The sequence below is a fragment of the Microcystis sp. Msp_OC_L_20101000_S702 genome (genome assembly GCF_007095705.1).
In the GTDB taxonomy this organism is placed as follows: domain Bacteria; phylum Cyanobacteriota; class Cyanobacteriia; order Cyanobacteriales; family Microcystaceae; genus Microcystis; species Microcystis ichthyoblabe_A.
In genome coordinates this window covers 1-14,535 of sequence record NZ_SFBO01000212.1, presented here as the reverse complement: position 1 = coordinate 14,535, position 14,535 = coordinate 1, and the positions used below count along the sequence as shown (strand labels likewise).

At 44.9% G+C, this 14,535-nt stretch carries 12 protein-coding genes and 2 pseudogenes; 5 read left to right on the top strand and 9 right to left on the bottom strand.

Translation table 11 applies throughout. The features are described from left to right. The coding region (locus EWV60_RS21750; RefSeq protein WP_287234689.1) for a helix-turn-helix domain-containing protein at positions 1–160 on the bottom strand (160 nt) is incomplete at its 3' end. Positions 161–251: 91 nt separating this feature from the next. On the opposite strand from EWV60_RS21750, the gene EWV60_RS21745 reads away from it, so the two are divergent. Then, a complete protein-coding gene (locus EWV60_RS21745; protein ID WP_287234686.1) occupies positions 252–1,628 on the top strand; it encodes a cobyrinic acid a,c-diamide synthase CobB in 1,377 nt (458 codons plus the stop codon). 272 nt (positions 1,629–1,900) lie between these two features. Here EWV60_RS21745 and EWV60_RS21740 read toward each other — a convergent pair whose 3' ends face one another. Then, the gene (locus EWV60_RS21740) at positions 1,901–2,287 is read right to left on the bottom strand and encodes a hypothetical protein (protein WP_149106622.1); all 387 of its coding nucleotides are present in this window, start codon (positions 2,285–2,287) and stop codon (positions 1,901–1,903) included. Between the two features lie 388 nt (positions 2,288–2,675). Between EWV60_RS21740 and EWV60_RS21735 the strand changes: the two genes are divergently transcribed. Continuing rightward, on the top strand, positions 2,676–4,535 hold the full coding sequence (locus tag EWV60_RS21735; RefSeq protein WP_016517154.1) for an iron uptake porin: 1,860 nt from the start codon (positions 2,676–2,678) through the stop codon (positions 4,533–4,535). A gap of 266 nt (positions 4,536–4,801) precedes the next feature. Here EWV60_RS21735 and EWV60_RS21730 read toward each other — a convergent pair. The 5 genes and pseudogenes from EWV60_RS21730 to EWV60_RS21710 form a co-directional block, all read right to left on the bottom strand. Further along, positions 4,802–5,067: pseudogene (locus EWV60_RS21730) on the bottom strand (ISAzo13-like element transposase-related protein); the annotation flags it as partial. A 244-nt stretch (positions 5,068–5,311) separates the two neighbouring features. Next, complete coding sequence (locus EWV60_RS21725) at positions 5,312–6,220, bottom strand: LysM peptidoglycan-binding domain-containing M23 family metallopeptidase (protein WP_287234682.1); 909 nt, start codon at positions 6,218–6,220, stop codon at positions 5,312–5,314. 19 nt (positions 6,221–6,239) lie between these two features. Continuing rightward, complete coding sequence (locus tag EWV60_RS21720) at positions 6,240–7,538, bottom strand: homoserine dehydrogenase (RefSeq protein ID WP_287234680.1); 1,299 nt, start codon at positions 7,536–7,538, stop codon at positions 6,240–6,242. A gap of 141 nt (positions 7,539–7,679) precedes the next feature. Continuing rightward, positions 7,680–9,035, bottom strand: coding sequence for a (Fe-S)-binding protein (locus EWV60_RS21715; protein WP_287234676.1), 1,356 nt, complete (start codon positions 9,033–9,035; stop codon positions 7,680–7,682). A gap of 9 nt (positions 9,036–9,044) precedes the next feature. Next, positions 9,045–10,331, bottom strand: coding sequence for an FAD-binding oxidoreductase (locus EWV60_RS21710; protein ID WP_287234673.1), 1,287 nt, complete (start codon positions 10,329–10,331; stop codon positions 9,045–9,047). 375 nt (positions 10,332–10,706) lie between these two features. On the opposite strand from EWV60_RS21710, the gene EWV60_RS21705 reads away from it, so the two are divergent. Together EWV60_RS21705 and radC are read left to right on the top strand one after the other, a co-directional pair. After that, positions 10,707–11,894 carry an aspartate aminotransferase gene (locus tag EWV60_RS21705; RefSeq protein ID WP_287234671.1) on the top strand — a complete coding sequence of 396 codons (1,188 nt, stop codon included), beginning with the start codon at positions 10,707–10,709 and terminating at the stop codon, positions 11,892–11,894. 93 nt (positions 11,895–11,987) lie between these two features. Further along, a complete protein-coding gene (gene radC / locus EWV60_RS21700) occupies positions 11,988–12,719 on the top strand; it encodes a RadC family protein (RefSeq protein WP_002732646.1) in 732 nt (243 codons plus the stop codon). A 200-nt stretch (positions 12,720–12,919) separates the two neighbouring features. On the opposite strand, the gene EWV60_RS21695 is transcribed toward radC, so the two are convergent. Beyond that, complete coding sequence (locus tag EWV60_RS21695; RefSeq protein WP_043997429.1) at positions 12,920–13,300, bottom strand: hypothetical protein; 381 nt, start codon at positions 13,298–13,300, stop codon at positions 12,920–12,922. Between the two features lie 319 nt (positions 13,301–13,619). On the opposite strand from EWV60_RS21695, the gene EWV60_RS21690 reads away from it, so the two are divergent. Continuing rightward, positions 13,620–14,345 carry a GUN4 domain-containing protein gene (locus EWV60_RS21690; protein WP_287234666.1) on the top strand — a complete coding sequence of 242 codons (726 nt, stop codon included), beginning with the start codon at positions 13,620–13,622 and terminating at the stop codon, positions 14,343–14,345. Between the two features lie 80 nt (positions 14,346–14,425). On the opposite strand, the pseudogene EWV60_RS21685 reads toward EWV60_RS21690, so the two are convergent. Next, positions 14,426–14,535, bottom strand: a pseudogene (locus EWV60_RS21685) (IS30 family transposase); the annotation flags it as partial.

The following is a 14,535-nucleotide window of genomic DNA, read 5'->3' as shown; positions in this document are numbered from 1 at the left end:
AAGTTTGAGCGTAGCCTACTCTTTCTTGCTTTTCGTACCAAGCTTGTGTTCGTTCGTGGAGAGCTTTGTTGTAAACTAATCTTACACAGCCCAATGTGCGCCGCAATAGCGACTCTTGTTTTGGTGTGGGGTAAAATCGGTAAGAATAGGCTTTTTCCATGTCTCACATTTTAGCATATATCGTGTAAATGTGCTAATATTTGACGGTAAAGCCGTCGTAGAACGACGGGGTTTCAGACCCAAAATTTTCGATGATCATCGCAGGAGAAAGAAGCGGAGTCGGTAAAACTACGATTACTCTGGCAATCTTGGCCTATTTAATCAGTCGTGGCGATCGAGTGCAATCTTTTAAAGTCGGGCCCGATTATATCGATCCCATGTTCCATACTTATTTTACCGGTCGCCCCTGTCGCAATCTCGATCCGGTTTTAACTTCTGAAGACTATGTAAGAACCTGTTTTGCCCAACATTGTCAAAATGTCGATTATGCTCTGATTGAAGGGGTAATGGGGCTATTTGATGGTATTCAATTAAGCGATACTCAATTTCCCGATTATGCCAGTACCGCCCATATTGCCCGTATTTTAGGGCTTCCTCTGCTGTTAGTTATCGATTGTAGTCGTTTATCTACCTCTGTCGCCGCTATTGTCCGCGGTTATCAATCTTTAGACAAAAATCTCCATCTAGCCGGAGTTATCCTCAATCGGGTTGGCAGCGATCGCCACCTGCAATTACTGCAAACCGCCCTAGAATCGATCAATATGCCGATTGTCGGGGTTTTGCGTCGTCAAGATTCCCTGACAATTCCCGATCGCCATCTAGGATTAGTTCCCAGGGATGAACTAGGAGAAATCAGGGAACTGCAAGATCAACTGGCTTCTATTGCCCAAAACTGCTTTAATTGGGACATTCTCTTGCCTTTACTGACTATTTCTCCCCAAGAGAACCCGAAAAATCCCCCAGGAGTAAATAAGCTTTTTCCCCCTATCCGTATCGGTATTGCCAGAGATAAGGCTTTTAACTTTTATTACCCCGATAATCTCGATATTTTAGCCAATTTAGGCGCGGAATTAATCTTTTGGAGTCCCCTGCAAGGAGCAAATTTGCCCGAAAACCTGCAAGGATTGTACTTTGGTGGCGGTTTTCCCGAAATCTTTGCCCCGGAATTAGCCGCTAACACCCCCGTCTTAACTCAGGTGAGAAAAGCGATCACATCTGGAATGCCCACCTACGCCGAATGTGGCGGATTAATGTATTTATGTGACAAAATAGTTGATTTTGAGCAAAAAAATCATTTTATGTTGCAAATAATCCCCCAATCTGCTATAATGTCTCCGAAGTTAACCCTAGGTTATCGACAAGCCATCGCCCAACAGGAGACGATCCTGCTCAAACCGGGTCAACCAGTGCGCGGCCATGAATTCCATCGCTCCCAATTAAGCGGGGTGAGCGACGCACCGATTTATCAACTGCAAGCATTCCCCAAAAGTGACATCAATGGCGAAGGGTGGCAAGGTAAGAATCTGCACGCTTCCTATCTCCACCTACATTTTGGGGCTAATCTGGGCCTGCCGAAAAAATTTTTAGCTGCCGGCCTTGATTTTTTCCGAACAGCTGCGTTAAGCTAATTACAGATAAATTTGATAATCAATCCGTTCAGGGATACAGGAGGTGATGTCGATGGTAGAAAGTAGTAAAAGCATGGGTCTCCTAATCGACAATAGCCGGCTGTGCGCCGGGGCTGTTCTCTAGACCCCCACGTCTAAACAAGATTTAGACTAGCTGGATTTCCTTCCGGCAGTCTGGTGTCGATTCCGATGACCCGCTACACCGCCCTTACCGAGCAATTGGTAAGGGCGGATAGTTTTTCAGGGTTTCTCGTCATCTCTTCACTTTAACTCTACGGGCGCAAACTAACCCAGCGCCGCTTCTGGTTGGGGGACACCGTTTTAACGCCTGTCACCGAGATAATATCATTGGCCAAATTGTCCGCCATCATGGGAATTAATCGATTTATATTATTCCTATAAGCTTTTGTCCAGAATTCGGAGAGTTTCTCTCGCGCCTCCTCATTGACGTAGATAGTTTTATCTGGCGTAATCAATACCATTGCCACGTGACCAGTGTTTTCCGTAATGGCAAAGACAAACTGCTCACGGTCGGACTTGAGACCTTCGTACCAGTAGTCTAGGTGTTCTTCTAATTCGTATTCATAAAGAGCGCGTTCCATCTTGCCATCTTCTAGCAAGGCTTTACGCAGTGTATTGGCTATCTTTCTTTTTTTCATGGTTTTGTCTCTGTTTTTATCGGCGTTAAGTTTTGCCCATTAGACATCACTCCATATTAAGAGTGCCACTACAGAAATCATCAATTAACCTGACGACAACTCAGTTCAGTCGTCGTTATCAAAATTACAGAACCTTGCCCGACTCGTCTAAATGAGGCTGTTATTTGAGCTTAAGTCTTCTCTCTGTAAGGATTTTAACCTACTTTAGTTTTTGTTTAAGTGCCGTTAGGAGCGACAGGGTGGCCACTTTGTCAACCGGTCAAGGAAAAAAAATGAGATCGCATCTTTCCCTAAGCAATTGAATCGTGTATAATGGCAGAAGAATAGTAAGGCTATATGCGTGATCAAACTGTGTAGTCAACCTATAAGGTGTGAGGAAAAAACCATCATGTTAAGAATGTTCTGGAAATCATTGCTGGTTAGCCCAGCGATTTTAGGGGCTACCCTAGTAGCTTCCGCTAATGCTAGTAGCTTCGATCCCGTCAAATCTACCAGTGTTTCTACCGAATTTAACAATCTAGAAATCGCTCAAGTTCAGAACACCGGTGCAGGAACTGGCGAACTACTCAATCAGATCGAACAGTACGGTAACGAAGGACAGTCCGTACCCGTGGAAGGCAATACCATCGATCAAGTCACCAGCGTTAACCAACTGCGGGATGTTTCCCCCACCGCCTGGGCCTATGAAGCCCTAAGAAGCCTTGTGGAGCGCTATGGTTGTATTGTTGGTTATCCCGATCGCACCTTCCGGGGTGACCGAGCTTTAACCCGTTGGGAGTTTGCGGCTGGTTTAAACGCTTGCTTAAACGTGATGGAACGTTTAATTCAAGATGGTGTCAACGTCCTCAAGGAAGACTTAGACGCTCTCAAGCGCTTGATGGACGAGTTCCAAGCTGAATTAGCAGCCTTGGGAGCTAGAGTTGATAACTTAGAAAGCCGGGTGTCTTTCCTCGAAAATAATCAATTCTCCACCACCACCAAATTAGCTGGGGAAGTCATCTTCGCTGTCACCGATACGGTTGGTGCTGGTAGCCCCGCATCCCAGGCCGCCATGCAATACCGCGCTCGTTTAGTTTTAAACACGAGCTTCACCGGTCAGGACGTACTGAAAACTCGTTTAGCGGCGGGTAGTGCCACTCCCTTCGGATTTGATTACAAATCGACCACCACACTACAAAATGGTGATCCCGCTTCCGTCAGATTCGATAATCTGCAAAGCCCTTCCCTATTCCAAACTTGGACCGCTGCGGGTAACGGTAGCGATGTGGTTCTCGACTGGTTGGCCTACTACACCCCGATTGACTTAGGTTATTTTGGTCGCTTCAATACCTATGTTGCCGCTTGGGGCGGTATTTGGAATGACTTCGTTCCCACCACTAACCCTTTCTTTGAAGACTTCGACGGTGGTAATGGTGCGCTATCTACCTTCGCTTCTGAAAACCCCATCTATCGTATCGGTGGTGGTTCTGGGGCTGGTGTTAGCCTACAGTTAGGCTTCCTCCAAAGCATTGTCGGTCCGACCTCCCTATCCTTGGGTTACTTAGCCGGTGGTGGTGGCTCTAGTTCTGCGGCCAATCCTAACCCGGGTAATGGTCTCTTTAACGGAGATTACGCCGCTTTAGCACAGATTAACGCTAACCTCTTTAACTTCCTCAACGTCGGCTTCACCTACGTTAATGCCTACCAAGGTGCCGATACCGCCATCTTCGGTAACGGTGGTTCCTTCGGTGTGACGGGAAGTTCCGCCGCTAACCTTTCCCAAACTCAGTTAAATACCCTGCTCAACGTCAACGGCAACCCTCCTGGAGACGTAACCCTACAGGATGAAGTCGGTTTCTTCAACTTCGGAGCCAAAGTATCCAATAGCTACGGTTTAACCGGTGCGGTAGATATTGGTTTCGCCAGCTTGAGTGCCTTCGGTTCCTACTCCACCGTGCGCTTACTCGGTCTCGGTGATGCGGAAGTGTGGACCTACGGTGCTGGTATTGCCTTCCCCGACTTAGGTAAAGAAGGAAATATCTTAGGTCTGTTTGCTGGTGCGCAGCCCTACATTGGTCACTTAAGCTTCCGGGAAATGGGTCTGAAAGTATCTAACATTGTTCCCTACCACGTTGAATTGTTCTACAAGTACCAAGTCACCGACAATATTTCTATCACCCCTGGTGTCATCTGGATTTCTGCACCTGAACAGTTCAAAGGCACTGGTAACGAGTGGATTGGCACCCTTCGCGGAACCTTTACCTTCTAGGATTTCCTAAATTAAACCCGAAACCCCACCCATGGTGGGGTTTTGTTTTAGGCAAATAAGGGACTTCCAGAGAATAAAATACCCAACAAAAAAATAGAAAAGTGTTTTTTTGAAAAAGTAATTATTTTTGTCTAGGAAAACAAAGAGTCTCCCATTACAACCTATTTTTCCGAAAAAATAGGCAGCATAAACTTTTATACTTCCGAGCTTTTTCGAGTATAAAAAGGACAAGTTAAAGAATCAAAGACAGTTTTTAGCCAACCATCTTAGTTAAATACAAACCAGGTCTTATCATAATAGATATCAATAAACCATTGGCCCAAATTGGGAAAGTCTTGATTCGTTAATTCTGGGAGACGTTCGATTTTTTCTTCAATTTTTTCCCTGGCTTTTTTAGCAAGCTTTACTCCTTTTTGTAAATTTCAGTAATCAACTTAACAATCGGGTGTTTTCCTTTTCAAGTCATAGTTTGGGCGAATTTCAAGGCTGTTTCGATTTCATCTAAAATACTCCCATTCCAATGGTTTTCTAGCCCAATTCTAAGACTGTTTGTGCCATGAATCTTCTTTTAGTTGCATCTTTTAATTGAAGTGCAGTTTCACCGAGCAATTTCTTGAGGGAATCAGTTAATTCCATATACACTTAAAAGGAAAAACTTGATTAATAATGTACAGGATTAATTCTACTACAAAATCGGGAAGGAGGGGGCAATCATCGACCCCTCCCTCTCACACTCCGAGAATGAATAGTTTATTTTTTGGAAGTCCCTTAACTGGTTACTTTTGACTTGATTGCGGGCCGATTTGGGGCAAATGCAAAGCCGGATCCTGCGCTGTCCAACCGACGGGAGTATCTAAGCGCACCTCAAAATGAAGATGGGGGGGAATAATATCTGGTTGTCCGGTGGTGCCAACCGCACCGATAACGTCTCCTGCTCGTACCCTTTGGTCAATTTTAACTGTAACCCTGCTTAAATGGGCATAACGGGTCTGCCGGCGACCTAAATGATTAATTACTACCAAATTACCATAGGCCCCTTCCTGACCCACATAAATCACGAGACCATCCTCGGCGGCCAGAACAGGCGTACCTATTGGTGCAAGAAGATCAATACCACTATGAAAGAGATTTTTCTGTTCCGTGGGGCTTTTTTGCCAACCGTAGGCTAATCCGACAGTGCTGGCCAAGGATAAGGGATAAGAACTTAATCCAGTATAATCCGATCGCTTGCCGGCGGCGGACCAATTGGTGCCGGGGATAAAAACTATTGTCGGCCGGCGACCACAACCGTTAAGCTCAAAGAGTATATCTGCACGAATACCATAGGCTGCTTCTAAATCGCGCCAAGTGGAACCCTTGGGTGCTTCGATGCGAATGCCATTCATCGGGGGAATAAAGATTTCTTTCCCGACGGGGGCCAGACCATTTTTGAGAATAGTCGGATTGAGTTTAATTATCGTTGCGGGGATGAGAGCGTATTTTTCGGCGATGGAGGCGATCGTTTCTCCCGCTTGGATTTTATGGCGTTGTAACCTTGATAAAATCGGTAGGGGACAAACATTATCGGATCCTTGGGCAAAAATTAATTTTTGATTTAAGCCCAAAAAACCTAGACAAAAAAACAAAATTGTGCTGGTCAAACTTAGCCAACTTTTCTCACTTCTGATTCTCCGACCCATGACCATAAAAAAAGCGATTTCTTAATTACAAAACCCGGAGAATACTGGGAATACTGTCAATAGCTTCTAAAGAGTCTATTGCCACTAAAGCATTGCGGAAATTGCCCTCGCGTACATCGTGGGTGACAACGACAATTTCGGCTAAATCACCCCTAATCCCAATTTGTACCACGGATTCTAGACTAACCCCATGGTCGCCGAAAGCCATACCTAAATGACCGATTACCCCCGGCACATCGCGACAGAGAAAACGAGCATAAAAACGGGTCGATAAATCCTCCATGGGGGCGATTTGACAATAATGCTGGTGAACACAGCTTAAAAGCGGGTCAAGTTCCTTGGTTTTGCCACTACTTTTTAAAATTCCGACGATATTCATCACATCCGATACTACTGCACTGGCCGTCGGTCCGCCACCCGCACCCGGTCCATAAAACATCACTTGTCCCAAGGGTTCCCCCTCGACCAGAATAGCGTTATAGACTCCGTTAGCATTAGCGAGGGGATGGATTTTCGGTACTAGGGTTGGATGAACCCGCAACTCTAGGGTATCGGAATCCTCCTTAACCGTATCTTTTGCGATCGCTAATAATTTAATCACAAATCCCAGTCTATCAGCGTAGGCGATATCGACGGCGCTAACTTGCCGGATACCTTCACAGTAAACATCTTCCCGTTTTACCCGACCTCCAAAACCCAAAGAAGCTAAAATGGCAATTTTATCGGCCGCGTCGAATCCATCCACGTCCGCAGTGGGATCCGCTTCTGCATAGCCTAATTCCTGAGCTTTGGCCAGAACTTCGCTAAAATCTGCCCCTTTTTGGCTCATTTCCGTGAGAATATAGTTAGTTGTGCCGTTGACAATTCCCATGATGCTGCTGATGCGATTAGCGCCGAGGGATTGTTTCAATGGTTTAATGACGGGAATTCCACCACCCACGGCCGCTTCTAGGAGGACATAAACCCCCTTTTCGTTGGCCTTGGCGTAGATTTCATCGCCAAAACGGGCAATAACCGCCTTATTTGCCGTAACAACGTGCTTTCCCGATGCGATTGCTTGGAGAATTAAAGAGCGTGCTGGTTCCAAACCCCCCAATAATTCGACAATAATATCAATTTCGGGGTCAGTAACGATCGATTCTAGGTCAGTGGTCAAAAGATGGGGAGAAAGCTCGATTTCTCTCGGTTTATCTAGGGATCTAACTCCCACTCGTCCAATGGTAATCTCTTTGAGTACGGGATGACGACCAAAAGGATCGAGGAGGATTTTCGCTGTTCCCGTCCCCACAACCCCGAAACCGAGTAAACCAATCTTAAAGGTCACGCTTTTATCTCCTGCTAGTCCGACGCAAAAAATACTAATAGTTAAGCCGTCGCCATTGTCGATTCTATCATTACAGGGTCTTTGTCTGTGGGGTTTTCTTTTGCTTCCCTGACACCACTAACACAACTCAAATGGTGGGAGTTAGCCAATTTTCAGCCCGCGAATCGCATAATCTAATAATTCGATAGGATGAATAACGGGTGTATCTTTTCCCTGTAATTGTAGATGTTTTTTAATTTGTAGGGAACAACCCGGATTAGGAGAAGCAATCACCGCGGCCCCAGTATTTAATAAATTGCGTACTTTCTGCTGACCTAATTCATCGGCAGTATCTGGCTGTAGCATATTATAAACTCCGGCACTACCACAACACAGGGCTGCATCGATAGGTTCTTTTAAGTTAATATTGGGAATTTTTTGCAATAATTGTCGTGGCTGCACCGAGATTTTTTGTCCGTGTAAAAGATGACAGGCATCTTGATAAACTAGGGTTAATTCTGTCTCGGTAATCGGGGATAAATCAGCAGTTAACCCCACTGCGGCTAAAAATTCTTGGGCATCGCGTACTTTAGCCACAAACTCCTTAGCCTTATCTTGATATTCAGGATCGTCGGCTAAAATATGATGATATTCCTTGAGAGTATGACCACAACCCGCCGCGTTGATAATAATATAATCAACCTCGGTTTCTGCAAAACTATCGATCATTTGTCTGGCCAAACTTTGTGCTTGTTTTTCCTGTCCTTGGTGTGCGGGTAAAGCGGCACAACAACCCTGGGTTTTTGGGATAACCACTTCACAACCATTGGCAGTTAAAACCCGCACTGTCGCTTCATTTACTGACGAGAAAAAGAGGCGCTGCACACAACCTAAAACTACTCCCACCCGATAGCGTTTTTCCGTTTGAGAGGGAATAACATCGGCATAGTTTTTAAACAGAGAATTTAGAGTAATTTTTGGTAAAATTGATTCCATGGCCGCTAGACGGGGAAAGAGCATTTTTAAGATACCCGATTTCCTGACTAGGGTTTGTAATCCTAGGGTTTGATATAACCAGAGGAAAGGTAAAAATAATTTGAGACGGACGGGATAGGGAAAGAGATTAAAAATGAGAAAACGAATAATTTTATCTTTAAAACTGCGGGGTTGATTGCGTTCCACCTGCGGACGAACTGCGGCGATTAATTGATCGTATTGTACTCCCGATGGACAGGTACTAGCACAGGCTAAACAGCCTAAACAAGTATCAAAATGTTGGCTAGTGGTTTCGTCTAAAACTGCTTCCCCTTTGTTGATGGCATTCATCAGATAAATTCTGCCCCGGGGGGAGTCCATTTCTTTGCCAATGACTCGATAACTGGGACAGGTAGATAGACAAAAACCACAGTGAACACAACTATCGATTAATTCTTGGGCAGGGGGATTCTTGGGGTCAAATCCTTGATTTTTTTGGTCGATTAATTCTTGAAAGTTAACGGAATGTTCGGAGGTTTGCATGATTTTAAATTAGATTTTGTTAAGAAAGCGTTCAGGACTAAAAATACCGTGAGGATCGAATTTAGTTTTTAGGGTTTTCATCATGGTAATCGCGTTACCTGTATAGCCCCAAGGTTCAATTTTTTCTTTTAGCGATGGAGGTGCGGTTAACACCGTTAAATAACCCTGATTGTCATGGCATAAAGAGCGAATTTTGTCAAGATTTTCCTCCGATTTTAAGATAACTTTACCCACGCCGCTACTAATATTAATCGAGGCTAGTCCGTTAATTTGGTCGATCACTAGATCTAAATTGCTAGGTAATAATCCTATTTTGCCGAAAAAAATGCCCTCTTGATCATAATTATCGATTGTTTTTCGGTATCTTTGCCCTAGAGAAACTTCTTCCTCATCCCGATAATAATTAGTCTGACAATCTAACTGTTGCCCTAAATAACTCACCTGTTGCGATTGTTCGCTAATACTTTCGGGAATGCTTTGAAAACGCAGCAGTAAAGCGACTTTTTCCTCTAATCCTAGTGCTTGCGTCATCCCTGGGTTTAAACATTCAGCCACGGTGGGAGTTAGGGACGATTGCCGAATAACTTGACTCAATTTGCTAATATTTTCGCTATTTCCAGTGATTATCAGGGTTTCTGAGTTAGGGGTTTCGGGATACAGTCGCAGGGTAATTTGATCGATAATCCCCAAAGTGCCGTAGGAACCCGTAAATAGCTTCATCATGTCGTATCCCGCCACATTTTTCACCACACGCCCTCCAGCTTTAGCAATCTCGCCATCGTGACGGATAAAGGAGAATCCTAGGATCAGATCCCGGACTCCACCGTATCTTTGCCGCCATGTTCCGGCATCGGCCGTGGCCATAATACCGCCAATCGTGGCATTATGGGCGTAACTGGGATCAAGAGGAATAAATTGACCGCTAGGAGCCAAAAAAGCCTGTAAATCCGCTAGTTTAAGCCCAGATTCCACGGTTATAGTTAAATCTCCCCTAGCATGGTCAATAATCCGGTTGAGATTTTGGGTACTGACTAAAATATCGGGTGACTGGACTAATCCACCCCAATCTAATTTACTGCCTTGACCGTAGGCCAGTAAAGACAGACGATTTTCGTTGGCAAAACGCACCAGAGAGGCTAAAGCGGCCGTATTAGCGGGATAGGCTATAATTTCAGGACTTTTGCCCCTAATTGCCCTTGATAATCTTTCTTGTTCCTCTTTTGGCACTTGTGGCCAAGCTATAACCGTCGTGTCGGCGGGTAAAATAGAAGTTATCTGGGCAGCAATCGCAGTCATATTTGAGAAAAGAATTGAGGAGTGAGGAGTCAGGACTTACCGGCGAATAATGCCGAAGAATGGGGTTAATGCTGGGGCTAATCAGTAATTTTGGGCCTCTATTAATTAGATTACCTTAGTTTGACTCTCCATCTCCGGTGTCGGGCAATTCCAGCCATACTGAGGCACAAAGAAGTCAGCTAATAACTAAGGATATCCCAATCGATCGGAGGGCGCAAGCTTTGCGCCCCTACAGTAACGGATTTTGTCCACAATGTAGGGGCGAACTGCGTTCGCCCAAAAGGTACATTATCAAAGCGCAAGTCCCTAACTGCTAAATTAGCCATACACTCGTGCCATAATGGTAGATTACCTCGATCAGTAAGCCAAGAAGTAATGAGTGTAAATTGGACGAATAGCCGCGCCAAGCGATTAAGTGCCTTACCCCCCTACGTTTTCGCCCGCTTGGATGAATTAAAAGCCTTAGCCCGCAAAGAAGGACTAGATTTAATCGATTTAGGTATGGGCAACCCGGACGGTTTTGCCCCGCGTCCAGTTATCGAAGCGGCCATTCAAGCTTTTGAAACCCCCCAATTTCACGGTTATCCCCCCTTTGAAGGAACCGCCAGTTTCCGAGAGGCGATCGCTAAATGGTATGATCGCTCTTATGGTGTGGAACTCAATCCCGATAACGAAGCTTTACCCCTGCTAGGTTCCAAAGAGGGCCTGTCTCACCTAGCCCTAGCTTATGTTAACCCCGGCGATGTGGTCTTAGTTCCCAGTCCCGCCTATCCCGCCCATTTTCGCGGTCCTTTGATTGCTGGGGCGACGCTATACCCGATCATTTTAAAAGCAGAACAGGATTGGCTGATAGATATCGATTCTATCCCCGAAGATGTGGCTAAACGGGCGAAAATCCTCTATTTTAACTATCCCAGTAACCCCACCGCCGCCATTGCCCCTCGGGAATTTTTTGAAAAAATCGTTGCTTGGGCCCGGCAATATGAGATTATGCTCGTCCACGATCTCTGTTATGCTGAATTAAGTTTTGATGGTTATCAGCCCACCAGTCTATTAGAAATTCCGGGGGCAAAAGAGATTAGTGTGGAATTTCATACCCTCTCGAAAACCTATAATATGGCCGGGTGGCGCGTCGGTTTTGTCGTGGGCAATTCCGATATTATTCAAGGGTTACGCACCCTGAAAACTAATCTCGATTATGGCATCTTTTCCGTCATCCAAAAAGCGGCCGAAACCGCCCTACAACTGCCGGATGAATACGTCAAACAAGTACAGGAAAGATACCGGCAGCGACGGGATTTTTTAATCAAAGGTTTGGGGCAATTAGGTTGGGATATTCCCCCCTCTAAGGCGACAATGTATCTCTGGATTCCCTGTAGCGTCGGCATGACTTCCACGGATTTCGCCCTCAGCGTCCTCCAAAAAACTGGTGTTGTTGTCACTCCGGGCAATGCTTTTGGAGAGGGAGGGGAAGGTTATGTGCGCGTCAGTTTAATCGCCGATATCCCGCGATTAGGGGAAGCCTTACAGCGCCTCGAAGATGCGGGAATTCGCTATCAGTAAGGAGAATTTTTCCCCTTGATTTACCCGCCAAATCCCTCTAGGCACTGGCTAAAATTGTATGATGGAATTTTATCGCGGTAGCTTGCCACTTCCATGACCTACAGCTTAAGAATTGCCGATATTCCCGTCAGTGAAAGACCGAGGGAACGTTTAATCAGTGTCGGGGCGAAAAACCTCAGTAACGCCGAATTATTAGCGATTTTACTGGCTACAGGTCAAGGTAAGGGGAAACTCTCGGCGGTGGGTTTAGGACAGCATATTCTCAATGAATTGAGTAAATATCGCCGGGATCCTTTGGACGTTTTGAGGGATATTCAGCCCCAAGAATTAACCGCTATTCATGGCATTGGACCGGCTAAGGCTACTACTATTCTAGCGGCGATCGAATTGGGAAAACGAGCTTTTCAACGACGACCGACGGAAAAAATGGTTATCGATAGTCCCGATACCGCTGCCGCTATCCTTGGCCACGAACTAATGTATCAGTCTCAGGAACGTTTCGCCGTTATTTTACTCGATGTCAAAAATCAGTTAATCGCACTCAAGGTGATTACTATCGGCACAGCCACGGAAACACTGGTACATCCACGAGAAATCTTTCGAGAAGTAGTGAAACAATCAGCTACTAAGTTAATTATCGCCCATAATCACCCCACCGGGTCACTTGTGCCTAGTCAAGACGATATTTTACTCACAGAACAATTATTACAGGGAGCTACCTATCTAGCCATTCCTCTCCTAGATCATTTGATCCTCGGTAATGGCAACTTCCAAAGTCTTCGCCAAATCACAGATCTTTGGGAAAAATATCCTCAAGAAGATTGACAGAAAAGACACTCGATCGGGTAGTTTAATTTTTTAGCCGTTTCAATTGGGCGTTAATTTCCTCAAACATTATGCGATCGCTGTCAAGGATTGGGGAGAAAACCAAAAATTTTGGCCGCTCCTCCTAAAACAATTCTCATTTTAAGGTTTCATGACATAAAAAGCCTTATAACAAGAGGGTTGTACAATTCTTAACAATTTTAGTGATCGCTGAAACGGCGCAAAATCGTTCTGAATTTATTTTTGCTGATCAGAATCCCCCGACTGGTAAATTCCCGATCAGCGACTCTTGCAGTTAACCCTTTAATTTCTGCGGTTAGTCGCTCATCTAAACCAGGACTTGATCTTTCTCCTTTGCAAGGATCGGGATCGTCTCTCGTGTATCTGTTTGAAACTATCATTCCCTTTGCTGAGGTGACAGCCGTACCAGAAAGCAGCAGTCCGCTCGCTTTGGGATTGCTATCCTTGGGATTTGTCACTGTCAGCGCCGTCTCTTTTCCATTACCCAAGGGCAGCACTAACCATCGAGCCGACAGCAATCTTGCTCGAGGAGCGTACCTACTGTCCGCACTTCTTAACATTCAATTGATAATTTTTACTAATATATTGCTTACAACTCTTTGCCAGTAAGGATTATAGCCACAATGAAGGATTTTTGTCAGGGTGAAGAATTATAAATTTTTTTCTCAGAAAAAATCAATTATTGAAAATGTTCTCAATAGTAGTTTCTACAATGAAGGTTTTTCGTCAAAATATCTTGGGAAATGTAAAGATATGTAAAAGTATATGAAGAGGTGCGGAATGTCGGTGCTAAAAATCCCTGTTTTGTCAGGAAAAAATCGAGCAGCCACCCCGAAATAGTGGTAATAGTATTGAAGGAGTGGTCTTAAAAGTGATGATATGACTGACCAGAATGGCGTGTTAGTAGAAGAACAAAGCGAGGATATTACCCGTCTAGCGGGTCAATTAGCCACCGAGTCGCCGAAAAATCAATTACAGATTCTGACACAATTAGCTGGGGCCGGAGAAGGTGGCCTAACTGTGTTGAGAGATTTTTTATTAGCCAGGCGCCCGACTCCTGTTAATCTGGTGACAGGTAAGGCCTATCAGTTGCTATACCAAGATAATAGCGCTCAGAGCAAGGAATTTTTAGCTAATTATTTCCCCACGGGTGTTGTTCCCCTAGACAGTGCTAAAGGTATCGATTATCGACTTTTACAGGAACTATTGGCTAAACAGGATTTTCAAACTGCCGATAGTCTCACCCGTCAAAAACTCTGTGAATTAGCAGGAGAAGGAGCAATACAGAGGAAATGGGTCTATTTTACGGAAGTAGAAGCTTTCCCCGGTGTGGATATTCAGACTATTGATTATCTTTGGTTAGTTCATTCGGAAGGGAAATTCGGTTGGTCGGTGCAGCGCAAATTATGGCTCGGTGTCGGTCAAGATTTCCCGAAACTCTGGCCGAAAATTGGCTGGAAAAATGGCAATAACTGGACAAAATACCCGCAGGAATTTACCTGGGATTTAAGCGCTCCCGTCGGCCATTTACCCCTGTTAAATCAACTGCGTGGGGTGAGAGTCGCTGCCTCTTTATTTTCCCATCCCGTCTGGAGCGAAAAATAGATTAGCGATAGTAAAAATCGTAGTTTTTTAGGGCATTCAGTCGGGCTAAATTGAGACGATAATGATAACCTAGGGCCAATTCAAGTCTGAATTGCATCACTGTCTGATCTACCTTTATAGAATACCTCATTCGGGGTACGATAGTCAAGACATTTTCGAGGACGATTGTTAATCAAGTTTACGGCTCTTT